This is a genomic window from Acinetobacter schindleri (assembly GCF_010918895.1).
Classification (GTDB): Bacteria; Pseudomonadota; Gammaproteobacteria; order Pseudomonadales; family Moraxellaceae; genus Acinetobacter; species Acinetobacter schindleri.
Window position 1 is genome coordinate 1,239,276 of sequence record NZ_CP044483.1, and the last position, 23,898, is coordinate 1,263,173.

Consider the following 23,898-nt stretch of genomic DNA (forward strand, 5'->3'; position numbering starts at 1 on the left):
TGATAAAGTAGAGAAAAATTCACAAGTTGTAGGGATGGAAATGACAGCCTATCAAAATCTAGATCAACAATTTATTGGCGGGCAATGGCAGCAAGGCGGCTCGATCCACACGATTCAAAATTTTAATCCCTATACTCAACAGGAAATTTTTACCTTGCAGGCAGCAAGTACTGAAGATGTAGATACTGCTTATCAGGCAGCGCTGGCAGCGTTTGAGCAAGGTACCTTAACTTCGGTTCAGGTGCGTAAAGGGCTGATCCAAAACCTGGCCAATATCATTCAGCGACGCCGTGAAGAGATTGTAGACTGGTTGATCCAGGAATCTGGTAGTACGCGCTTTAAGGCAAATCTTGAAGTAGATGCATCGCTGGGAATCATTCAGGAAAGTGCTAAATTTCCGGATCTAATCCAGCCAGAAGAGCTGGAAAGTCGAGATCCTGCACGTAAAAGTATTGTGATACGTAAACCGCTTGGTGTGATTGCAGTAATTAGCCCTTGGAATTTCCCTTTTCATTTATCCATGCGTTCAGTCATTACCGCAATCGCTTGCGGAAATACGGTGGTACTCAAGCCGGCCAGCGATACGCCAGTCACGGGTGGAACACTGCTTGGAAAATTATTTGAAGAAGCGGGTACACCACATGGCGTCTTTAATGTGGTAGTCGGTGCTGGTAAAGAAATCGGTGATTATTTTGTCGAACATCCTATTCCAAAAATGATTTCATTTACTGGTTCAACTGAAGTTGGGCAGGGTGTGGGAAGTAAAGCACTGTCAAGTTCGCGTATGAAACGTCTTGCACTGGAATTGGGTGGAAATGCACCTTTGGTCATTCTGGATGATGCGGATCTGGATCTGGCAGTAGAACTTACTGTTATGGGACGCTTTATGCATCAAGGACAGATCTGTATGAGTACCAATCGGGTCATTGTTGATCAGAGCCTGCATGATGCTTATGTAGATAAGCTGATAGAGCGGGTGAAAACCATCCCTGTGGGTAATCCCGACTTGCCAGAGACCATCATTGGACCAATTATTAATCAGAGCCAAGTTGAAAAGCATCGCAAGATTATCGAACATGCCAAACAATTAGATGCACAGCTGGTCTATGAAGGCGGTATAGAAGGAAATGTAGTGGCACCGCATATCTTTACTCATGTCGATCCTTACTTTGAAATCGCTCAGGAAGAAAGTTTTGGTCCGATTCTACCGATCCTAAAAGCAGATGATGAAGAACATGCAGTGAATTTGGCAAATAACTCTCGCTTTGGGCTTTCCAGCGCAGTCTGTACCTCAAATATTGAACGCGGTGAACGTTTTGCTGCTCAGATAGATGCGGGTATGACGCACATTAATGGAATTACGGTTGCAGACCAACCAAATGCACCATTTGGTGGGGAGAAAAACTCAGGTCTGGGGCGTTTTAATGGACGTTGGATCTTTGAGGAATTTACCCGTACACATTGGATGACCTTGCCAAAACAATAGTCCTGTTAGCAAAAACACACAGGTCTGTGATCACCGAAGTATTATAATATTTCGGTGATTTTTTGTTTTTAAAGATTTTATGTGCGCTAACTTTAAACCGCTCACCTTGCAGCAACTGCATGACCTTAATCTTCCTGAAATTCCGTTTGAATATCCAGAAGAAGTCTATCCCAATTATCAGCTGCCTTTATTATTCAAGTCAGAATTTGGTTTGGAATGGCGCTCGGTGAATTTTGGTTTGATTCCAAAATGGGCTGAGGATAAAACCATCGGAACTCGCACTTATAATGCCCGTAATGAAACCTTGCTACAGAAGCCTAGTTTTGCCGAGGCAACAGCGAAATGTAAATTTGGCGTAATCCCGGTAACAGAGTTTTATGAGTCTAAATATTTCGATAATAAGCCAAAGCGCTGGGGTGTAAGACGTAAGGATGGGAAAGCATTTTATATTGCTGCCCTATATGAAATTGCGCGCGTGCAGGATGAGATCGTACGTTCAAGCACCATGATTACCATGGACGCAATTGATCATCCTATGATGAAGGATTTCCATGAACCGGGAAATATCAAGCGTTCTGTCATTGTGATTCCACATCAGCGTATGGATGAATGGCTAAATCTGAAATCACCAAATATACAGTCTTTTGTTGAGGGATTTCCCGTAGAGGAGTTTGAGTGTTCACATGTACCCAAGGAGGTGCTCAAAAAATTCAGTCCCCAAATGAATTTTTTTGAATGATTCCTGGAGAAGCAGAAAGATAAATCTAGCCTATGAATTCATCTTTCTGCTTAAGTCACGCTAGTGCCTGATCAGTTTTTTATAGTTTTTAGATCAGCGCGCAAGGTTTTTGAAGATGTGACGTAAACTTTCCATAGTTTTTTCGATTTGAAGTGGTGTTAGGCCTTCAAATGACTGTTCCAGAACAATGTTAGTCAGGTCATTAATCTTATGGAACATCTCATGTCCTTTTTCTGTAAGAACCACACGCGTAATACGTGCATCGTCTTCACAAGAATAAGTATCAACCAGGCCTTCGTCTTTAAGACGATAGACGATTTTCGTGGTGGTCGACATTTTAGAAACCACCATCTCGGAAAGATCAGACACGCTTGCATGTGGTTTCGCTTTTAAGGCAAGCAGAATACGGCGACGTGAATTGTCAACGCCATATTTCTTGAGCGCGTGATCAACATTTAAAACATATTGTGCGTGGACTTGAGTAACCCAATAGTAGGGAAAATTTTCTAAAGTAAATTCTTCTGTTGAAGGCAAAAACTTCGCATACTTTTTAGTCATGGTAGATTCCTTGTATTTATTTTTGTAAGGCAGTTACATTCTATGAAAATGTTTATATAAGTTTCAACCATTATTTTTAAAAAATGCGACAAAATGTGAATCAATGTTTTTAATAATGCTAATAATTGACACAAATTATCGGCTGGTCGAGAAAGACCTAAGTTTACCTATTTTTAACTCATCTGTTACCTATTCACTTCTGCCATACATCGGGAAATTTGTTATGAACTTTGATTCAATTAGAAATAAAATTATATGAAAGAAAGATTTAGTAATAAGAGTTAAACTTGAAGGTGTATTTAACCCGATGAATGTCATTTTAATTTTTAAAATAAAATAAGAAAACGTGGGGAAGATCACTGATGTGAGGATAGTACCGTCTTTATTAAGTCATTCTTCATTCCGCTATTCAGAAATTTGTTACTAAAACTATTTATGAAAATATCTCTAAGCGTTATCTCTATTTAGGGATATATCTGAGAAAAGCTGGTACTGAAATTGATGATGAGAGGGTGATTGTTTACGAAAACTGATGAGTGACTTGGACAGTAACGCTTTTTTCGCATATCAGCTAAATTAATACGAAGACAGGGGTTAAGTGAAGTACTAAAGAACAATCCTGGCTATTAATCGCTGACCAGTTTGCAGAGAATTCTATATAAACAAGTATTTACCGAATTAATATAAAAAGACCATTACAAATTAAAAGCTTTGTGCATAATAAGAGAGTCTTAAGTCAAAAAGGTTAAAATTATGGATCCCTCGCCGTGCGTTGATCTTCCATCTTTATTTCTAGCTTACTCGAACGGGGTAATTCTCTAATGGAGTTTTTATTAGATCCCGGAATCTGGGTGGGTTTAATTACACTTATTATTCTTGAAATCGTTTTAGGTATTGATAACCTAGTCTTTATTGCCATTCTGGCTGAAAAATTACCTCCTGAACAACGCGATAAAGCCCGTGTGATTGGTTTATCTCTGGCGTTGTTTATGCGTTTAGGATTGTTATTTGCAATCTCTTGGTTAGTTACCTTAACCGAACCTTTAATTACCATATTTGATAAAACATTCTCTGGCCGAGATCTGATTCTCTTGGGTGGTGGTTTGTTCCTAGTCTATAAGGCTGTGGGAGAGCTGCATGAGAAGATGGAAGGCAAGCCTGAAGTCAAAGTCACAACGAATGTCGTTTATGCAGGTTTCACTGCCGTTGTTGCTCAGATTGTGATTCTAGATGCCGTCTTCTCGCTCGATTCGGTGATTACCGCAATTGGTATGGTCGACAACATCTATGTGATGATGGTGGCAATGGTTGTCGCAATGATGGTGATGTTGCTTGCATCCAAACCTTTAACTGCCTTTGTCAATCGTCATCCAACCGTCGTGATTTTGTGTTTAAGTTTCTTACTCTTGATTGGTATCAGTTTGATTGCAGAAGGTTTTGGCTTCCATATTCCAAAAGGCTATATCTATTCAGGTATTGGTGTTGCTATTGCTATTGAGGCGTTTAACCAGTTTGGTCAGCGCAATGTTGCAAAACATGAAGCAAAAATTCCATTACGTCATCGTACTGCCGACTCGATTTTAAAATTGATGGGCGGCCGAGTAGAAACCAGCAGTCCAGATATGAATGCTGAAGCACAAGAAACCTTTGCAGATGAAGAGCGCTATATGATTGGTGGCGTGCTCACTTTAGCGGAACGTTCTGTAGCATCTATTATGACACCGCGGGGCCATATTTCCTGGGTAAATCTTGATGATAGCCCAGAGCAGATTCGTGAAAAAATCTTGTCGGTACCGCATAGTCTGTTTCCAGTCTGTCGTGGCAGTCTGGATAAGGTGATCAGCGTTGTTCGTGCCAAAGAATTGCTGGATGTACTGGAAGAACCAGAAGCGTTAAAAGCATTGATTAAGCGTCATCGTCCTATCTTTATCTTTGAAAATATGAAGGTTATTGATGCAATTAATACCTTGCGGACTTCTAAAGGTTCTTTGGTTCTGGTGAGTGATGAGTTTGGTCATGTACAGGGTCTGATTTCACCACTAGATGTATTTGAAGCGATTGCAGGGGAATTCCCGGATGCAGACGAACAGCTGGATTTAGTTCGTGTGGATGATACGCATTGGATTGCTTCAGGCATGCTGGATCTGTATCAGCTGGAACTAGAGCTAGGTATGCTGGATCTAATTGAAGAAGATGCTGGTTATATCAGTGTTGCAGGTCTGATTCTGGATAAAACCAATGGTCATGTAGAAGTTGGTACAACACTGGAGCATCAACAGGTTACCTTCCAAGTGACTGAAATGGAAAATAATCGTATTAAGTCGGTGAATATCCATTACCAAGGTTAAGTTTGATGTTCTGACTTAAACTGGTTTATCCAGGAAAAGCCAGCAAGTAGTTACTTGCTGGCTTTTTTATGCCTAAATACTGTGATACAGACAGTAGAATAATTTTAAGCTTGGAAATTAATCAGTCAGCTAAAAACTATAAAAATTACTTATTTTCTCTGAAAAATTGAGGTTAAAAATACATAATTAAATAAAAGCTTGATACAGGTCTCATTATTTATATATAATAACTATTAAATTCAATAACTTAAATTTATAGTGAACTATTTGGTAACTGATAAGTCTGATATTGTGTATAAGAACTTAAAAATCCTATGCTAATCTGCCAAATCAGAAGATTTACTAATCACACGCTTTTAGCTTGGAATCAGTAGAAAAGTATCATGAATTAACTGATCTGCCTGCCGCTTCAATGGATGACATACATGAAAATCAGAGAAACCATCATTGATTTTGCAACTTTGCCAGCCCAGCAGAAACATGATTTTTTTCAGCAGATGCTGGAATTTGATCAACTCATTTTTCCCTTTGCGCCTGTTGAACAGCTATATCAATATGTACATGATCCAGAAGCAGTTTCTGTACCAGTCATACAGTATTTCGTCGGAGAGCGGCTGATTGGCCAGAATATTATGCCAATTCTCAAATTGCAGCTGCAGGATAAGCCTGTTTTTGTGGTGACTTCACGTGCCGGCGTACTGGAACAGTATCGTCGTAGTAATCTGACTTTAAAGACTGCCATTCGTGTGGCTTTGCGCTATCGTTTATGTTATCCGGCTATTCCACTTTGGTTTGTCACCACCTTGATGCAGCCGAAGGTCTATACCTTGTTTGCCTCACGTAGTCGTTATTTTTATCCAAGAAAAGGTTACACCATGCCGATTGCTCATCAATCCGTACTTGAGCTGATGCACAGATACAAGTCTCAGGTAGATAAACGTGGGCAGGGTATTTATGTTGCACCGGCACTGATGCCTAAAGTCACGCCAGATCAGTTGATTCGACTGCGCAAACGCAGTGATGTTCATTACCAGTTCTTTATGCAGCACGTGCCAGACTATTTTGATGGGAAAGGATTGATGTGTGTTTGCCGCTTAGATTTCAAAACAATTTCTGAAACAATTATGAATCTGGCTTTCGGGAAATCTGTGCACTAGACACAGCTTTCCTTAATGATAATAAATCAAAGCAGCTCAAAATCAGCATATTGTTGAATAATTTCAGGATTCAACAGATGAATCTGATCGATAAAGGCAACATTAAAGCTGCCCAGTGTAGAAGTAATTTCAGCAGCTCTTTTACCGGCAATCGCGAAATGCAGATGTGCAGCAGTTGCCGCAATTACCGGGTTAGCCACAGCACTATAAGCTGCAATCAATGCACCCAAGGCACAACCTGTTGCAGTCACACGTGGCTGTAATTCTGATCCGCCCATCACCTTAATCACAGGATAATCCTGGGAGATGATGTAATCTGATTCTCCGGAAATGGCGATGCACTGGCATTGTGCCAGTAATGATTTAGCTTGTTGATAGACTTTTGAGCTGTCTAATGTCGTACCTACACCTTTGCCTGTAACCTGTTTGCCTGCCAGAGTACCGATCTCGGAGGCATTGCCACGTACAATAGTTGGCTGAAATGCCATTAATTGATCAGTCACTTCTGAGCGCCAGTGCAGAATTAAACCATAACCAACGGGATCCAGCACCCAGGGTTTTTTAATCGCATTCGCAGTCTGTGCAGCAATCAGCATGGCCTGAACTTGTTCAGATGTTGGTGTTCCCAGATTCAAACTGACGGCCGCTGCAATTCGGGCAAAATTTTCAGCTTCAAAAGGATTGTCAATCATGGCAGGTGCAGCATTCGCAGCCAGTAGAACATTCGCTACATAATTACTGGCAACAGCATTGGTCATGATATGCACTAAGGGTTGCTGTTGTTGTAATGCTGTCCAGGCATCACAAACACCTTCTAGAATGTCATGGTGCAGTTGAGAAAGATTGGTATTCATATTGATATTCACAGTGCGTCTGGCTGAATCCATCAGCGGGTAAAATAATGGTCTTGATGTTTGCAGTTGCGGCAGCAGAGACTGACATAGTCCGTGGCATCATAATCCACAGTCAGTTCCTCGGAACCACAATGCATACAGCGTTTATTGGAATAGAATTTTAAACGAGGCTCAATCTGCTGCCATGAACGCCAGATTGGCTGGAAGAAAATATTTTCATCATAGCCAAGGAAACGAAAGAACAGAATTGCACTCATTTTGCTTAAAGGCAATTGTGGTGGGCGCGGCAGGGTAGAGGTTTCCCATTTTTCGTTGATGGCACGTTCACGGTACTGCTGCAGGGTTTTTTTCAGCAAATTGGTATTGATGAAATTTTCATTGCGAGCTTGCAAGGCTTTCTGTTTGTATAAGTATTCCAGCGCCGTTTGTACTAGATAATAAATCTGTCCGACTGCCAATACATCCAGCATACGGTAGCAGAAAGTCTGAAAGCTTTTATTACCCGCAATCTGAATGCCCCAGCTACGACAATAAAACTGGGCAAATTGAATCACTTCCTGATACAGCAGAAAATATAGGGTTTCTTTAACTTCATCTGCACTTTTAAAAGGCACACCTTTGCTTAAATTCTCAAAGAACCAATGGCGTAATTGCTGGGTAATGCTGAACAGGCTCGGCTCTGAATAACCATCCAGACGCACATTAATATAATAGTGCTGCTGATCGGCATTAAAGTCTTTCAGACTTAGAATATTTTCCTTGCTGAGGCGTTTAACCAAAGCATTTTGCATCAGATAATTTGGACTGATGTTGTGATATTTGATCTGATCCCAGTCTATATATTCAGCGTGCTGACTGTGCTCATGTACATGATCATCCAGAATCGCCAGCAAAAATAATTTGTTTAAAAAGCTGAGCTGACCTAATTCATATTGATGTACATCTTTCTTACTTTGATGCTGGCGATTTTCCTGGAGACGTGTTTCCTTCATTTGACGTCTACGATTGGCCAGACATTTTGCACAGAAGCAATTATGTTTTTGGTCAGGATAAAGCTGATGATGACAGTGACTGCATTCGTGATAATTCAGTTCCTGATCAAATTGTTCTGCCTCGACCCAGTACATTGCTGCCTGACACAAGGGACATGCGGTACTTTCATCAAGCTGTTTCTGCAAAACATTAAGCGTCATATCAACTAGCAATCGTAAAATGAAGAAGGAAAATCATTATACACAGTGCAGCTTGGGCAGGTGTGGTTCAGGCTAAAGTTTTCATCATGAGCTGATAATCAGACAGGCAAGAGGACCACTCAAGTGGCCCTCTATTTATTGTCGAAAATGGCCTTTAGACTGGGCAAGGCAGAGTTTCGTCCTCTTCACCCAGATGTTTGGCATTAATTAAAGCCTGGACTTTTTTAGGCTGAACCTTTTTGGAACCGAGTGCATTATAGCTGTTTAGAATAGCACCCACTTCATAGGCTTGCATCTTGATGCCCTCACAGCTCATAAATAGTGCAATTACTTTATGGTCAATATTGGCTTGATCAAGTGCTTGCAGGGTCTTGATGTTTTCAACACGTACGATATGTTCTTTAAGATACATAGTTCACCTCATTTTTTATTGTAGATATAGTTGTGTAATCTGCACGTTTAAATAAAAGCAAGAAGTATGCACAAACTGTTTTTTATGTACTGAACTTTTAAAATGCAGAATAAATTGAATGTAGGATACTGATTTATTTAATATTAAAAATATTTAAAACCATTATTGAAATGACTGGTTTCTGGCTTGGAGATACTTAATTCCATATTAATGTGCTTTTCAATGCAGACTTGTGCATGAAAATGTACATAGGCTTAAATACATGCACGCAACTGATTGGCCAACTTGCGATTCAGTGCTTCCTTTCTTGCCAGATTAAGCTGTATTCCAAACGAGATTGGCATGCTCAGTTGCGGGCTGGTATATATTGCAAAAAGAATTTGATTGTCTTTGTTTACGGCAAAAGTATATTCACCTGTTTGTTTTTCTCTGAGCATTTCAAAGTAATTATAATGTATGAGAGAGGGTGGGTTCCCCACACCCATAGCAGAATCGTAGGACAGGTTAATCTTTTTTAAATGTGGAAAATACATCACATCCTGAATCTGGTCAGGTTCAGAGTTGGCGACACTGATCATAAGAATTGTATTGGTTTGTGTGGAAGCCAGACATTGATAGGGTATTTTCCCTGAATAGTTTGCAGCCTGAACAGAAGCGATATGGAAAACAGAAAAGCCGGCAAGCATTAGAATTTTTTTCATATTTATTTTAGTAATATCTTAAGACGGCATATTTTTGTTTATTGTTTAAATATAAGTCAATTACTTTCAGTAATTTAAATACCTGAATTGAAATAACTCCAGTTTAGTCCCATATATAAAAACACAATGAAATGCACAGACAGGCAGATTAAGTTGTCGTATGATCAATATCATTAACATTTTTTGCTTTACATAAGCTGTGTAAAAAGATCAGGACATTAATATGAATATTGCGGCTAATCCAGCGATCGAAGCAGATCAAACCATTTATTTAAAAGATTATCAAAAACCTTCTTATATCGTTGACTCGGTTGAGCTCAATATTCAAGTTTATGCAGATCATACACTGGTCAGCGCTACACTGGTAATGCAGCGTCAGACTGAAGGTGAGCTGGTTTTACTCGGTCGTGATCTGGAACTGCAATCAATTCATGTTAATGGTAAGCCACTTTCTGAAAGTGAGTACAAGCTTGATACTGAACAGTTAGTGATTGGCAATGCACCGGATCAGGCTACGATTGAAACTGTTGTTCGTATTCATCCTGAATCCAATACCCAATTAGAAGGCCTGTATCAAGCCAGTTCGGATCTGTTTGTGACTCAGAATGAACCAGAAGGTTTCCGTAAAATTACCTTCTATCCGGACCGTCCGGATGTCCTGTCTGTTTTTACTACACGTGTTGAAGCAGACAAGAAATTCCCGGTACTTCTTGCCAATGGTAACCTGATTGAAACGGGTGAAGCGGGGGAAGGCCGTCACTATGCGATCTGGCAAGATCCAACAAAGAAACCAAGTTACCTGTTTGCTTGTGTGATCGGTGATCTGGCGGTGATGAAAGATCGCTATACCACTTCTGAAGGCCGTGATGTAGCACTTGAAATTTATGCTGAAGAGAAAGACATCCCAAAATGTAAAATTGCCATGGAAGCCTTAAAGCACTCTATGCGTTGGGATGAAGAACACTATGGTCGTCCTTATGATCTCGATAATTACATGATTGTTGCCACGAGCGCGTTTAATATGGGCGCAATGGAAAATAAAGGTCTGAATATCTTTAATACTTCATGTGTACTGGCAGATGAAGAATTTACCACTGATGCTGCAATCATGCGGGTACAGTCAGTGATCGCACATGAATATTTCCATAACTGGACCGGTAACCGTATTACCTGCCGTGACTGGTTCCAGTTGTGTTTAAAAGAAGGTTTGACTGTCTTCCGTGACCAGTCTTTCTCTGAAGATCTGCAGTCTGCAGCCGTACAGCGTATTGATGATGTTGCAGTGCTTAAGGCGCATCAGTTCCCTGAAGATTCAGGTCCATTGTCGCATCCACCGCGTCCAGACCATTTTGTAGAAATTAATAACTTCTATACTGCGACGGTGTATGAAAAAGGTGCGGAAATTAACCGTATGATGGCGACCTTGCTCGGCAAAGCCAAATTCCGTATGGGTACAGATGAATATTTCCGCCGTCATGATGGTGAGGCAGTGACGGTGGAAGACTGGGTTGCAGCATTAAGCGCAGGTTCTGGTGTCGATCTATCTAGCTTCCTGATCTGGTATAACCAGCCAGGTACCCCAAAGCTGGAAGTGCATGGTGAATATGATGCAGAAGCACAGACCTATTGCCTGAACTTTAAACAAAGCCTGAAAGCACACCCGAAATATCCAAATCTGCAAGCTGTCCCGATTCCGGTGGCATTGGCCCTGTTTGATGCAGAGAGTGGTGAACAACTGACTTTGAATTCAACAGCGCTGTTTGAAAATGGTGTCAAAGATGGGGTGTACCTGTTTGATCAGGAGCAGTCACGTATCGAATTTACTGGGGTAAAAGCAAAACCAGTGGTGTCATTACTGCGTAACTTCTCGGCACCAGTCAATCTGGAATTTAACTATTCGGATAAAGAGCTGGCCTTCTTGCTACAGTATGAAACCAATGGTTTTAATCGCTGGCAGGCGACCCAGACTTTACTTGAGCGTATTCTCCTGAATGATCAGCCTGCGGACATTTATGTTCAGGCGATGTTGAATACCTTGCCGGGGGTAATTGAACAGGATCCGTTATTGGCATCTCGTCTGTTTGATGTGCCAACTGAGGGTTATCTTGGCAGCCGGATTGATGTGGACTATCGTCCAAGCAAAATTCAGGAAAAACGTAACGCCTTACTGAATAAATTGGCACGTGCTTTTGCTGATACTGCCAAAGAAATTTACCTGTCACTTGATCCAGATCTGCAATCTGATTTCTCTCAGGCAATGGGTACCCGTGCATTAAGAAATATCATGCTTACCATGATCGCACGTCAAGGGGATGACTCTGCTTTTGATTTGGCTTATGAGCAGTATCATACCGGGAACATGTCTGAACGTCTGGGAGCGCTTAAAGTCCTGGTCTGGAATGATGCACCACAAGCCCAAGAAGTTCTAGTAGACTTCTATAGCCGTTTTGAAGATGAAGCTTTATCTTTAGATCAATGGTTTATGGTGCAGGCGGCGCATCCTCAAGCAACTGCTGAAACGATTGCTTATCTGACACAGCATCCTGATTATGATCTGGCTGTGCCGAACCGTATTCGTGCTGTAAGTGGTGGTTTGAATGCAAATCCGGTCAATACCTGGGGTTTTGGTGTACAGTACTATATTACTTTGGCGAAATATCTGGATGAGAAAAACCCGATTGTCGGTTCACGTCTGCTTCAAGTTCTCTCTCGTTGGTATACTCTGGCTGAACCGCAACGTAGTGAAGTGAAAGCTCAGCTTGAAGCTCTGAAGCCGCTGGTCAAATCTAAAAATGTTTGTGAAACCTTGAACAGTATGCTCAGTGTTTAATTAAACCTTGTGAAAAAGCCGGGTTTAATATCCGGCTTTTTTATTTAGAACATCAGTAATATTTATTCAATATGTTATTAAAGAAAGTATGTATTAAATTTTGCTTTACTATAGCAACACATATCGAAGTATGTGTGACGCCATTTTCAGGCGCTCACGATGTAAAGATCAAGATGATCTGATAATTGGGCGAATTGAAATGTTATTTAAAATTGAGGATGGATTTTATTTAAATACTCAACACATTATTGCTGTGCGAGTCATCAAGGACAGTACGCGTGGAGTATTCGAACTTCATCTGGAATACACGCCAAATTCGGTACAGAAATCTGGTGAATATATTAAAGTGTTCAGCTCCCAGTTGGAAGCGGAAATGTTCCTCAACCAATTGAACCAGAAAATTCGCTAGTTTCTAGAAAATCAAAAAGCCTGTCATTAAGACAGGCTTTTTGATGAGCAAGGGTATTTATTCTTTGACAATTAGTATTGGAGTTTCAGCCAAGCCGAGTACATTTTGTGCCACGCTGCCTAAAATCAGTTTTTGTAATCCTTTACGCCCATGTGAACCCATCACAATCAAATCTACAGGTAATTCATGACTGGTTTGCAGAATGCCTTCCGAGGGTGACATGCCGTGTAGAATCCGAATATCCAGATCTATACCTTCACGCGTAAAGGTATGTTTTAGATCATTAAGCCTATCCAGTGCATTTTGCTCGGCCTGCATAAAGTAATCGGTAACAGCTGGGGCAACCTTATAAAAATCTACTCCAGAAAAAGGATCAACTGCAATGACGCTGATTAAGGTCACTTTGCTGCCAAAAACTTTTGCAATATCGAGCGCATGTTCTGCAGCCGCATAAGAGATAGGCGATTCATCAATTGCGACCAGGATATGTTGATAATGCTTCATAAAAATTCCTGATAATGATGCACGCTTGGAAACAGGATACAGCTGTAGCTGGCGTGATGAATAATAGCAGTGCTTTAAAGCATGATTTATTGTCATGCGCATCAAGGGATGCGCAGAACCAGATTATTTTTTAATGATCAGCACTGGAGTTTCCGACACACCCAGAACATCTTGTGCAAAGCTGCCCAGAATGATCTTCTGGAAGCCTTTACGACCATGTGAACCCATCACAATCAAATCTGCACCAGTTTCTTCTGCAGTATTTGCGACATGCTCGGCATTCACCAAACCAGTCACAATATGTGTTTCGGCTTCCACACCTTCCTCTTGGGCAATGATGCTTGCTTGTTTCAATGCTTTTTTGGCATTGGCATGTGCTTCAACAAAATATTCTTTCATAATGGCAGAGCTATAGTAGAAATCTGCCTCAGTAAAAGGATTTTCTGCAATCAGACTCACAAGTGTCAGTCTGCTACCAAAAGCTTTTGCAATTTTTGCAGCATGATGTACTGCTGAAAAAGAAATTTCTGAACCATCCACAGGGACTAAAATATGTTGATAGGCCATCTTATTTATACTCCGGTTTCGTTTTTGTCTTGCTTTAAACTATTGATAGCACAGTGACGGAGGGGGTTCAATTGCAAAATATAAAAAAATCTGAAAATTCATTAAATTACAGTGATATATTTACGAAAACTGTAGACTGATTGGCAGATAAAACAGACTGGAATACCCGGATTTTAAGCAGGTTTGCTCAATCTCTATTAAGCTGGTTGGGTTAAAATATATAGAGCGTTGAAACTTGGAAAATTATTAGTGGAAATATTCAAGATATGGTGAATACACATATAGTCAAAGCTGGAAAAGGATTATTAGGATTAATACTTTTATGTGGGTTATATGGCTGTCAGAGTACGGCACAGAACAGTAAAATTATTGCCACTGCTTTTAATATGACGACAGCTGTACAGCAGAAAATCATGGATCGTTATGCACCGGATGATGTCATTGTGCAGCAAAATATTCTCTATGATTCTGGTCGGCGGCTAGGTTTGGACTTATATCAGCCACAAAATATGACTCAACTGGAACAACGCCCAACAGTGATCTGGATTCATGGCGGTGGCTGGATTTCCGGATCTCGCGAACATGCACGGGGTTATTTTAAACTGCTGGCATCAAAAGGTTATAACGTGGTGTCTGTGCAATATCAGCTTGCTCCTCGGTCAACTTATCCAAGCCAGCTACGGCAAATTAATATGGCATTGGCTTATCTCCAGACACATGCTTCCCAATACAAGATTGATCCAGATCAGCTTTATCTGGCTGGAGATTCTGCCGGTGCCAATCTCGCCAGCCATTATGCGGCCTTGTTAACCAATCCGGTTTTTGCCCGCAACTCTGACTTTGTGCCATCAATCCAGCCTGCACAGCTTAAAGGGCTAATTTTACACTGTGGCATTTATGACCTGAACGCGTTTGTGGATACGGCACCAGAAAAAATCAAACTGATTGAATGGGGAGTTCATAATATGGTGCAGGCCTATACAGGTGATCGCCGGCATGATGTGGAGTTCCTGAAAAAGATCTCACCTATTCAGCACATCACTCCAAATTATCCACCAGTGCTGATCAGTGGTGGAAACAAGGACTTTCTCACAGAAACGCAGTCCTATCCATTTGTGCAGGTCTTGAAAGCGAATCAGATTCCGGTAAAGGAAATCTTTTATCCAGAATCAAAAACATGGCTGATTCATGAATATCAGTTTTATATGGGTAAAAAAGAAAGCCAGCAGACCTTTGAACAGACACTTCAATTTCTGCAATCACCTACTGGTGTGTTATCCAACCTTAATTAAAATAAGACTCTTAATAAGTTTTACGCCATTTAAAGAACAGATGTACTATCAGGCCAAACAATAGTCCCCAGAATGCTGAACCGATGCCAAGGAATTGCACTCCTGAAGCACTAAACAGGAAAGTTAATAATGCCGCCTCGCGTTCATCCATGTGGTTGAACGCGAGTGTAATGTTATGTCCAATGGTGCCCAACAGGGCAATACCTGCCAGTGCAGTAATAAAAACGGCAGGGAAGGCTAAAAGAATACTGGTCAGTGTGGCTGCAAATAAGCCCATGAGGATATAGAAGAAACCACAGCTCATACCAGCGATATAACGTTTCTTGCTATCCGGGTGGGCCTGATCATCCAGGCTGATCGCTGCGCTAATCGCCGCAATATTGACGGCAAAACAGCCAAAAGGAGCCAGTAAGGTCTGAGCAGTGCCGGTCCAGCCAATCAGCTGATTAACATGTGGCGTATAACCATAACTTTTAATCATTGCCAAGCCGGGTAAATATTGCGATGCCATATTAATAACAAAGAGTGGCAAGGCCAGACCAAGAATCGCAGTCCAGGAAAATTCAGGGCTCACCCAGACTGGATGAGCCAGTGACCAATGCAGGCTCGGTGGATTAAAGTCCAGAAATATGGGATATAGGGCGACACCAGCAATCACGGTAACCACAATGCTATAACGGGGCGATAGCCGCTTGGCAATGATATAGGCAGCGAGTAGACACAGGATAAAGCCCAGCTCATGTTGCAAGCTGGCAAACAGACCAATCCCGAATTTAAGTAAGACTCCTGCCAGCATTGCGCTGGTTAGACTTTGCGGAATCGCATGCAGAACTTTCTCAAAAATACCTAAAAACCCCAATACGGCAGTGACAAGGCCGCACACCAGAAAAGCGCCCAAAGCTTCAGGCAGGCTATAGCCTGTGCCGGTTGCCAGGATTAAGGCCAGACCTGCGGTTGACCAGGAAGTTGCTACTGGATATTTAAACTTCCAGGAAAGAATAAGCCCGCAAAGACCAATCCCGATCCCTAGGGCCCAGAACCATGAAGTAATTTCAGCTGTGTTCGCGCCTAAGAGCTGTGCAGCCTGAATTACCAGCACAGAGGAAACGCTGATCCCAACTAAAAAAGTAATAAAACCGGCAAATGCTGCGGGTAGGGAGAAGTCTTGAAGGAATTTTTGCATATCCGTTGCAGAGATAATCGGTATGAGTGAAAAGTGCACTTATGATACGCGCTTCACTAATGCTATTAAAGGCAAAAACAACCTAAATCACGTAGGGTTATAAGTTGTTGGGACATCATGCATTTCATAAAGTTGAAGTCGCCAGTTTTAGCCCAAAGCCACAAAAGAGGATTGCCACACTGGCTACACAAAGTGAAGTCAGACGGTAACGATGCCCAAAAAATTGAGCCAGCGTAGCACCTGAAAAAATCAGAATACTGAGATAAGACATGCTGATGATCTGCAAAATAATTGCCAGAATCGTAAAAGTCAGTGCAGGGTATGAATAGGATGGATCAACAAACTGCACAAAGAAAGACAGATAAAACAGAATCGCTTTGGGATTCAGAATGCTGATGGTCATCGCGGTACGGAAGGGATGTAATTGCTCCAGATTCTGCTCGGCTTGCTGGATCTGTGCATTGCTATGTACGGTATTCCAGGTGTGGTAAGCCGCAATCAACAATTTAATACCCAGATAGCTCAGATACACCGCACCAATAATTTTCAGAATAGTAAACAGGACCGGAAAAGCATGCAGTAAAGATGCTGCACCGAGTGCGGTCAGGAAAATTAAAACCATATCTCCAGCATAGACACCGAATGCGGCCTGATATCCGGTTTTAATCCCGTAGCGAGAAGCTATCGACATGACGTAGAGGGAATTCGGTCCGGGTAACATCACAATTAACGCTGTTCCAATGATAAAGGTCGTTAAATCAGTGATACCAAACACGCAAAATCCACATACAAAAAAGCCGATGCGGCATTATACCTGCATCGGCTTATAGCTGAATTAAGATTTAAGCCTTAATTTCTGAATCTGTTGTAAAACTTTGGCTTAACAGGGTAGATAGCTGTTCACGTGCTTTAATAAAGCCTTGAATACCCGCTTCCAGTAACTGGGAAGCCATTGGATCTTGTTCTAGTTGCTGTTTAAAGTCTTCCTGGCTAATTGGAGTTAAAGCCCCTTGCTTTGGCACATGGTCCGAAGACAGCTGCGGCTCAACAACACGGTTATCCTGTTCCAGTTGATCGAGCAGGTTTGGTGCAACAGTTAACAGGTCGCATCCAGTCAGACCCAGCACCTGATCAATACTACGGAAGCTGGCACCCATCACTTCAGTCTGTATACCGTGTGATTTGTAGAAGTTATAAATACTTTTTACCGATAACACACCTGGATCTTTTTCAATCGGATACTGATCTACACCTTCAGCCTTTTTGTACCAGTCCAGAATACGGCCAACGAATGGCGAAATCAGGGTAACTTTGGCATCTGCACAGGCATGTGCCTGATGCTGACCAAAGAGCAGGGTCAGGTTGGTATGAATGCCTTCGGCTTCCAGCGCACGTGCGGCCTGAATACCTTCCCAGGTCGATGCGATTTTGATCAGGATACGATCTGAAGCAACGCCGTACTGTGCGTACAGTGCCAGTAATTCTTTGGCTTTGGCAATCGTCGCTTCAGTATCATAAGATAGGGAGGCGTCTACTTCAGTGGAAACACGGCCTTCAATCAGTTTAAGAATTTCCACACCAAATTTAACCGTAAGAATGTCAATAGTACGTTCAATCAGTTCATTACCCACATAACCTTCGGTTTTAGCCTGCGCATAGGCATCTGCAATCAGAGCTTTGTTTTCAGCCTGATTGGCTGCAGCAGTAATCAGTGAAGGATTGGTGGTTGCATCGAGTGGACGGAATTTTTCAATCGCAGCTAAATCGCTGCTGTCCGCAACAATGGTGGTGAATTGTTTTAGTTGGTTTAACGCACTTTGTGTCATTTGGATCTAGTTCTTAGGTTATTGCTTATGCATTCTGTTATATCACAAAGTGCTTATTTCCCAAGTGTTCACCGACTATTTTCAGTAACTAATCTGTATTTTTGCGTTGATTTCTGATGTGATTAATCAAAAAATGTGCAGCCTGACCGAGTTTTGTTTCACGACTCCAGACCAGATCGACAAAATAATCAAACTTTGGGGTGAAATCATACAGATCCAGAATATGCAGTTGTTCCTGAATATGTGGATGTTCATGCAGCATTTCCATCGGTAAAATCCCCCAGCCCAGACCCTGTTTAATCAGTCGATAGGCAGAGTGATGGTTATCGGTACGCCAATAGTTTCTGGAAAATAACAGTTCTGGCTTGATCTGATGATCACGGCTGGCAACTACAATCTGGCGACTATTCAGAATCTGCTCATAGCTAACCTGATCAAGCTGACTTAAAGCATGGGATTTCGCGGCAACGGCAACCAGCGTTTCTTTTTTCAGTTCTACAAACTGCTCCCGGGTCTCCAGTTGCTCTCGTTCAAACATCAATGCAAGTTGGGCAGCGCCTTCAAATAACAACCGGTGAGCATCTTCTTGCGGGGCAGAAAATACATTGATTTGTAAATCCGGAAACTGCTGTTCCAGTAAGACTACATAATCGGTCCAGCGTGTATGTAGGAGCTCAGATACAATGACAATATTCAGTTCAGATTCTAGCCCTGAGCTTAATGCTTGAGCATGTTGCTTCCACTGATTCATTTCTACTAACAGTTGTTCAGTCTTTTCATACAGCACTTGAGCTGCTGTTGTAGGCTGTGGCTCACGGCCAATCCGTTTAAAAAGCTGTAAATCCAGATCAATTTCCATGTTGGCAATGGCCATACTCACCGCGGAGGGCACTTTGCCAAGCTTGCGTGCGGCTGCCGAGAAGGAGCCAGTCTCTATCACTGCTTTAAACAGCAGTAATTGTTCCTGATTAATATTCATGTTTTTATCTATCAATATTTTTGAAAGATTCTAACTCGAATAATCAAATAATTGAAAATAAACTAAGCGATATTATTAATCTATTTGAGTAAGCAGAAATGTTAATTTCAAGCAGAAGGATTGTGCATGCATTGAGCTATGAGGTCATTCTGTTAATCATTATTGCCATTACCCTGAGTTATATCTTTCAGTTGCCAATGGAAGTTACCGGAACTTTAGGTGTTGCCATGGCAGTCACTTCCGTAGTCTGGAATATGCTGTTTAACCATTATTTTGAAAAAATTGAGGCAAAACATCAGCTGAAAAGAACCATTAAGGTGCGTATTGCGCATGCCATCGGGTTTGAAGGTGGCTTGATGCTGGCGACCATTCCGATGGTGGCATATGCCTTAGAGATGAGCTTGTGGCAGGCAATTTTGACAGATTTGAGTTTAACGCTATGCATTCTGGTCTATACCTTTATTTTCCAGTGGTGCTATGACCAGATTGAAATAAAAATGGGAATTCGTCCTGAATATGCTAAAAGTTGATTTGTCTTAAAGCATTGCGTGACCAATAAAAAAGCACCTCATATGAGGTGCTTTTTTAAATCAGCTGTAAAGATTATTTTTCAATAATCGCAGTCACACCTTGACCGCCAGCCGCACAGATCGACACTAGTACACGACCTGAACCTTTCTGGTTTAATAGTTTCGCAGCAGTCGCGATGATACGGCCACCTGTTGCAGCAAATGGGTGACCCGCTGCCAGTGAAGAGCCTTTTACATTCAGTTTGGCACGGTCGATTGAACCCAATGGTGCATCCAGGCCTAAACGCTCTTTACAGAATTTCGGATCTTCCCATGCTTTCAAAGTTGAAAGTACTTGCGATGCAAATGCCTCATGGATTTCATAGTAGTCAAAGTCTTGAAGTTTCAGACCAGCACGCTCCAGCATACGTGGAACGGCATAAGCAGGTGCCATCAACAAACCTTCTTTTTTCTCCACGAAATCAACTGCCGCAGTTTCCTGGAAAGTTAAGTAAGCCAGTACTTCATGGCCATTGGCTTTCGCCCATTCTTCAGATGCTAGTAGTACACAAGATGCGCCATCCGTCAGCGGAGTAGAGTTACCCGCAGTCATGGTACGTGCATCGCCCTTACCGAAAGCAGGTTTCAATTTTGCCAGTTTTTCAACTGAAGAATCTGGACGCAGGTTATTGTCACGCTCAAGACCTAGGAATGGTGTGATCAGGTCATCAAAGAAACCTTCTTCGTATGCTGCTGCCATTTTCTGGTGTGAAGATGCAGCCAGTTCATCCTGTGCTTCACGAGAGATACCCCATTCCAGTGTTGTGATTGCCTGATGGTCGCCCATAGACAGGCCGGTACGTGGCTCACCATTTTTCGGTGCATCCATCAGGTCTTTCACATTGATTTTGGTTAAAGCTTTCAAACGATCTTTTGCTGTTCTAGCAATGTTCAGTTCAAGTAAAGCTTTACGTAAACCATCACCAAATGCGATTGGCGCGTCAGAAGTAGTATCTACACCACCAGCCACACCGACTTCGATTTGACCTAATGCAATTTTATTGGCAACCAGGAATGCAGCTTGCAGACCAGTACCACATGCCTGCTGAATGTCATAAGCCGGAGTTTCAGGTGCAAGGGCAGTGTTCAGTACGCACTCACGCGTCATGTTAAAGTCACGGCTGTGTTTCAATACTGCACCAGCAACGACTTCACCCAGGCGTTGACCTTGTAAATTAAAACGTTCAATCAGGCCATTCAGGGCTGCGGTGAACATATCAGTATTGGATGCCGTAAAGTAAGCACCGTTAGAACGTGCAAATGGAATGCGGTTACCACCGATAATAGCAACGCGGCGAACTGTATTTTGGCTCATGTTTTGGTCCTGTTGAACAGAAATCTGTGTTTTTGGTGTTAAGGTTTTATTGCTTGAAGTCGTATTTTCCGCACGATTAGACGCAGCACGGGGGCGCGTGGTTTTCGTCGGACTTTTTTCTGCAGACGTTGCGCTCGTCGTTTTGCTTGTGCGCTTGCGTGCTGTTGATGGTTTTGACACGCTTTCGGCTACAGGATTCTCGACCGCTGGATTTTCTTGAGTTGTTTTGCTCATAAGGCTTTACCAGGCAAATTGATCATCTTCTTGGTCGCTACATTAGCATAGAAGGCTATAGGCTGAATTGACTAGAATGACATTACAGAGTGCGCTTAGGTCAAGTCATCTGTTTATTATCTCAAGTATTATTGACCGGAATCTGATGGATCTATTGAATTATAAGTATCTGACATCATATTGAAGTTAAAGCATAACTTTAGATCGATCAAAAATTAATTTGTATGAGAGATAATAATCATGACTGACCAGTACCAAGCGTTCGCAAAATCTCCTATTGGTAAATTTGTCATTAAAAACCTGGGCCTTCCATCCCCAACCTTCCTTGAGCGCTATGACTCTGCAACTCCTGTAGTCAAAGGCGCCGTTTTAGTAGGTGCTGCACCTGGCAGTACTTTGACTGGTTCAATTGCACAGGTTTTGGCAAATATTCATGCCAATAGCTATGCGGGAAATAATGCTGAACTGCAACAGGCAGCTGCACAAGCGGGTCTGAACCTGGGTGCATTTAACCAGGGCGACAAAGAATCAAAATTCAAAGTAGCAATTTTTGATGCGTCTGGTATTCAGAATTCGGACGATTTAAAAGCGTTATATGATTTCTTTAATCCAATCGCGCGTCAAATCCAGGCATCTGGTCGTGTGGTGATTGTAGGAACAACTCCTGAATCAGCAACGTCAGTGAAGCAGGCGATTGCACAACGTGCGCTTGAAGGTTTTGTAAAATCAGTGGGTAAAGAATTCAAAAAAGGTATCGCAGCGAACCTGATCTATGTGGACAATGGGGCTGAAGCAAATCTCGAGTCTGCACTGCGCTTTGCGATTTCTCCACGTTCTGCGTATGTGTCTGGTCAGGTGATTCGCGTATCTCAAGCAGCGACCCAAGATGTGGACTGGACTAAACCTTTGGCAGGCAAGACAGCTGTAGTCACAGGTGCTAGCCGTGGTATTGGTGAAGCGATTGCTCATGTACTGGCACGTGATGGTGCACATGTGATCTGTCTGGACGTTCCGCAACAGCAAGCAGATCTTGATCGTGTAGCAGGTGAGATTGGTGGTTCTACCTTAGCAATTGATATTACGGCTGCAGATGCAGGTGAAAAAATCAAAGCTGCGGCAGCTGCGCAGGGCGGTTTAGATATTATCGTGCATAATGCCGGTATTACCCGTGACAAGACTTTGGCAAACATGAAGCCTGAGCTTTGGGATCTGGTAATTAACATTAACCTTTCAGCGATTGAGCGTGTCAATGATTACCTGTTGAATAATGACGGTCTGAACGCTAACGGCCGTATTATCTGTGTATCTTCAATCTCTGGTATTGCAGGTAATCTGGGTCAAACTAACTATGCGGCTTCTAAAGCGGGTGTAGTCGGTATTGTGAAATATACAGCCCCAACTTTAAGCAATGGTATTACCATTAACGCCGTTGCTCCTGGTTTTATTGAAACTCAAATGACTGCTGCAATTCCTTTCGCAATTCGTGAAGCTGGCCGCCGTATGAATTCAATGAGTCAAGGTGGTTTACCAGTCGATGTCGCTGAAACGATTGCAATGTTCGCTTCAACTGCATCTACAGGCTTGAATGGCAATGTGGTTCGTGTCTGTGGTCAGAGCCTGTTAGGGGCTTAATTCTTTCTGAAAAGTTCTTTTCTCTTTCTACGTTAACCCGTAGAGTAGATCAAGAATTCCCTCTCCTCGTAGGAAAGGTTAAATAAATTAAATAGAAGGCAGGATGAGATATTATCCTCATCCCAGCCTTCTCCCAGAGGGAGAAGGGGCTTTCAATCTAAATTGAAATAAAAATATTCCAAAGGTTCAGTATGCATACTCGCCATTTTAATCAACTTCCAAAGCCGTATCTTGCTTATCCAAAAATCATTCAGGGCATCATTTCAAAAAAGCCAAAGGGTGAAAAGGTCCTGCCGCAAGTTGAATACGTGGTAGATTCATTCAAGGTCGATCAAAAGCATTTAAAAGCTTACAACGCCGTCTGTGGTTTTAAGAACAATGGTTATATCCCGGCGATCTATCTGGCAGTACTTTCACAAAGCCTGCAAATGCATATGATGACCTCGGAAGCTTTCCCATTCCCAATTTTAGGATTGGTGCATATCCGCAATCAGGTCAAGCAATACCGTAAAGTGGGTGTGAATGAACAGCTGACTTTATCTTGCACGTTCGGTGAGTTGCAGCCACATGACAAAGGCGTACAGTTTGATTTCATTACTACAGTGAAAGTCGGTAATGATGTCGTGGTTGAAGCATTAACCACTTATTTGTCCCGTCAAAAAACTGATGCAAAAGCATCTGCAAAAACCATAGAAAGCAAAATACCGAATTATGAAGTGAATGCTGAATGGGACATTTCTGAAAATACTGGTCGTCGCTATGCCATGTCTTCAGGTGACTTTAACCTGATTCACATTCATGCACTAACAGCTAAAGCTTTCGGTTTTAAACAGGCGATTGCCCATGGTATGTGGAGTAAGGCAAGAGCGTTGGCCAGCCTGACCCTGCCAGATGCCTATGAAGCGGATGTGTGGTTTAAGCTACCGATGTACTTGCCATCTAAAGTGCAGTTCACGACTGCGAAATCAGGCAATGATACTGAATTCCTGATCCGTAATGCGAAAAGCCAGAAACCGCATGTTTCAGGTAGCATCAAAGCTTTATAATGATCTAAAAAGCCTAAACTTGATTTAGGCTTTTTTTATTTCAGCCTGTATAAATATTAGATCT

Annotated in this window: 22 protein-coding genes; 10 read left to right on the forward strand and 12 right to left on the reverse strand. The window is 42.1% G+C overall.

Annotated elements, in window-relative coordinates:
• Nucleotides 1-40 precede the first annotated feature (40 nt).
• Together FSC11_RS06050 and FSC11_RS06055 are read left to right on the forward strand one after the other, a co-directional pair.
• The gene (locus tag FSC11_RS06050) at nucleotides 41-1,486 is read left to right on the forward strand and encodes an aldehyde dehydrogenase family protein (RefSeq protein ID WP_163165745.1); all 1,446 of its coding nucleotides are present in this window, start codon (nucleotides 41-43) and stop codon (nucleotides 1,484-1,486) included.
• 79 nt (nucleotides 1,487-1,565) lie between these two features.
• Nucleotides 1,566-2,225 (forward strand): SOS response-associated peptidase family protein, encoded by a 660-nt coding sequence (locus FSC11_RS06055; protein WP_163165747.1) that lies wholly within the window; start codon nucleotides 1,566-1,568, stop codon nucleotides 2,223-2,225.
• A gap of 93 nt (nucleotides 2,226-2,318) precedes the next feature.
• On the opposite strand, the gene FSC11_RS06060 is transcribed toward FSC11_RS06055, so the two are convergent.
• Nucleotides 2,319-2,783, reverse strand: coding sequence for a MarR family winged helix-turn-helix transcriptional regulator (locus FSC11_RS06060; protein WP_005222487.1), 465 nt, complete (start codon nucleotides 2,781-2,783; stop codon nucleotides 2,319-2,321).
• A gap of 821 nt (nucleotides 2,784-3,604) precedes the next feature.
• Here FSC11_RS06060 and FSC11_RS06065 point away from each other — a divergent pair.
• A complete protein-coding gene (locus tag FSC11_RS06065) occupies nucleotides 3,605-5,131 on the forward strand; it encodes a TerC family protein (protein ID WP_004892844.1) in 1,527 nt (508 codons plus the stop codon).
• A gap of 425 nt (nucleotides 5,132-5,556) precedes the next feature.
• Nucleotides 5,557-6,288 carry a hypothetical protein gene (locus tag FSC11_RS06070; protein WP_163165749.1) on the forward strand — a complete coding sequence of 244 codons (732 nt, stop codon included), beginning with the start codon at nucleotides 5,557-5,559 and terminating at the stop codon, nucleotides 6,286-6,288.
• A gap of 26 nt (nucleotides 6,289-6,314) precedes the next feature.
• Here FSC11_RS06070 and thiM read toward each other — a convergent pair whose 3' ends face one another.
• The 4 genes from thiM to FSC11_RS06090 form a co-directional block, all read right to left on the reverse strand.
• On the reverse strand, nucleotides 6,315-7,142 hold the full coding sequence (gene thiM / locus FSC11_RS06075; RefSeq protein ID WP_163165751.1) for a hydroxyethylthiazole kinase: 828 nt from the start codon (nucleotides 7,140-7,142) through the stop codon (nucleotides 6,315-6,317).
• A 32-nt stretch (nucleotides 7,143-7,174) separates the two neighbouring features.
• Nucleotides 7,175-8,335: a hypothetical protein gene (locus FSC11_RS06080; RefSeq protein WP_163165753.1), complete on the reverse strand. Its 1,161-nt coding sequence runs from the start codon at nucleotides 8,333-8,335 to the stop codon at nucleotides 7,175-7,177.
• A gap of 154 nt (nucleotides 8,336-8,489) precedes the next feature.
• The gene (locus FSC11_RS06085) at nucleotides 8,490-8,747 is read right to left on the reverse strand and encodes a hypothetical protein (RefSeq protein ID WP_004815641.1); all 258 of its coding nucleotides are present in this window, start codon (nucleotides 8,745-8,747) and stop codon (nucleotides 8,490-8,492) included.
• A gap of 254 nt (nucleotides 8,748-9,001) precedes the next feature.
• On the reverse strand, nucleotides 9,002-9,448 hold the full coding sequence (locus FSC11_RS06090) for a hypothetical protein (RefSeq protein ID WP_163165755.1): 447 nt from the start codon (nucleotides 9,446-9,448) through the stop codon (nucleotides 9,002-9,004).
• 223 nt (nucleotides 9,449-9,671) lie between these two features.
• Between FSC11_RS06090 and pepN the strand changes: the two genes are divergently transcribed.
• Complete coding sequence (gene pepN / locus FSC11_RS06095; RefSeq protein ID WP_163165757.1) at nucleotides 9,672-12,278, forward strand: aminopeptidase N; 2,607 nt, start codon at nucleotides 9,672-9,674, stop codon at nucleotides 12,276-12,278.
• 199 nt (nucleotides 12,279-12,477) lie between these two features.
• Complete coding sequence (locus tag FSC11_RS06100; RefSeq protein ID WP_026056698.1) at nucleotides 12,478-12,687, forward strand: hypothetical protein; 210 nt, start codon at nucleotides 12,478-12,480, stop codon at nucleotides 12,685-12,687.
• A 57-nt stretch (nucleotides 12,688-12,744) separates the two neighbouring features.
• Here FSC11_RS06100 and FSC11_RS06105 read toward each other — a convergent pair whose 3' ends face one another.
• Complete coding sequence (locus FSC11_RS06105) at nucleotides 12,745-13,191, reverse strand: universal stress protein (protein WP_004815649.1); 447 nt, start codon at nucleotides 13,189-13,191, stop codon at nucleotides 12,745-12,747.
• Nucleotides 13,192-13,314: 123 nt separating this feature from the next.
• Nucleotides 13,315-13,758, reverse strand: a complete 444-nt coding sequence (locus FSC11_RS06110) for a universal stress protein (protein ID WP_076753723.1) — start codon at nucleotides 13,756-13,758, stop codon at nucleotides 13,315-13,317.
• A 266-nt stretch (nucleotides 13,759-14,024) separates the two neighbouring features.
• Here FSC11_RS06110 and FSC11_RS06115 point away from each other — a divergent pair, with 266 nt between their 5' ends.
• Complete coding sequence (locus FSC11_RS06115) at nucleotides 14,025-15,050, forward strand: alpha/beta hydrolase (RefSeq protein WP_163165759.1); 1,026 nt, start codon at nucleotides 14,025-14,027, stop codon at nucleotides 15,048-15,050.
• Nucleotides 15,051-15,060: 10 nt separating this feature from the next.
• On the opposite strand, the gene FSC11_RS06120 is transcribed toward FSC11_RS06115, so the two are convergent.
• The 4 genes from FSC11_RS06120 to aceR form a co-directional block, all read right to left on the reverse strand.
• The gene (locus FSC11_RS06120) at nucleotides 15,061-16,233 is read right to left on the reverse strand and encodes a benzoate/H(+) symporter BenE family transporter (protein WP_163165761.1); all 1,173 of its coding nucleotides are present in this window, start codon (nucleotides 16,231-16,233) and stop codon (nucleotides 15,061-15,063) included.
• A gap of 124 nt (nucleotides 16,234-16,357) precedes the next feature.
• The gene (leuE, locus tag FSC11_RS06125; RefSeq protein WP_163165763.1) at nucleotides 16,358-17,008 is read right to left on the reverse strand and encodes a leucine efflux protein LeuE; all 651 of its coding nucleotides are present in this window, start codon (nucleotides 17,006-17,008) and stop codon (nucleotides 16,358-16,360) included.
• 67 nt (nucleotides 17,009-17,075) lie between these two features.
• On the reverse strand, nucleotides 17,076-18,059 hold the full coding sequence (tal, locus tag FSC11_RS06130; RefSeq protein ID WP_005222474.1) for a transaldolase: 984 nt from the start codon (nucleotides 18,057-18,059) through the stop codon (nucleotides 17,076-17,078).
• An 88-nt stretch (nucleotides 18,060-18,147) separates the two neighbouring features.
• Nucleotides 18,148-19,038: an HTH-type transcriptional regulator AceR gene (aceR, locus tag FSC11_RS06135; protein ID WP_071320068.1), complete on the reverse strand. Its 891-nt coding sequence runs from the start codon at nucleotides 19,036-19,038 to the stop codon at nucleotides 18,148-18,150.
• Between the two features lie 98 nt (nucleotides 19,039-19,136).
• Here aceR and aceI point away from each other — a divergent pair, with 98 nt between their 5' ends.
• Complete coding sequence (gene aceI, locus FSC11_RS06140; protein WP_163165765.1) at nucleotides 19,137-19,568, forward strand: chlorhexidine efflux PACE transporter AceI; 432 nt, start codon at nucleotides 19,137-19,139, stop codon at nucleotides 19,566-19,568.
• A gap of 73 nt (nucleotides 19,569-19,641) precedes the next feature.
• Here the strand turns inward: aceI and FSC11_RS06145 are convergent, their stop codons facing one another.
• On the reverse strand, nucleotides 19,642-21,156 hold the full coding sequence (locus tag FSC11_RS06145) for an acetyl-CoA C-acetyltransferase (protein ID WP_004815659.1): 1,515 nt from the start codon (nucleotides 21,154-21,156) through the stop codon (nucleotides 19,642-19,644).
• Between the two features lie 240 nt (nucleotides 21,157-21,396).
• Here FSC11_RS06145 and FSC11_RS06150 point away from each other — a divergent pair, with 240 nt between their 5' ends.
• Nucleotides 21,397-22,788 (forward strand): 3-oxoacyl-ACP reductase, encoded by a 1,392-nt coding sequence (locus FSC11_RS06150; protein WP_163165767.1) that lies wholly within the window; start codon nucleotides 21,397-21,399, stop codon nucleotides 22,786-22,788.
• A 191-nt stretch (nucleotides 22,789-22,979) separates the two neighbouring features.
• The gene (locus FSC11_RS06155) at nucleotides 22,980-23,834 is read left to right on the forward strand and encodes a MaoC family dehydratase (RefSeq protein WP_163165770.1); all 855 of its coding nucleotides are present in this window, start codon (nucleotides 22,980-22,982) and stop codon (nucleotides 23,832-23,834) included.
• Nucleotides 23,835-23,898: the final 64 nt, after the last annotated feature.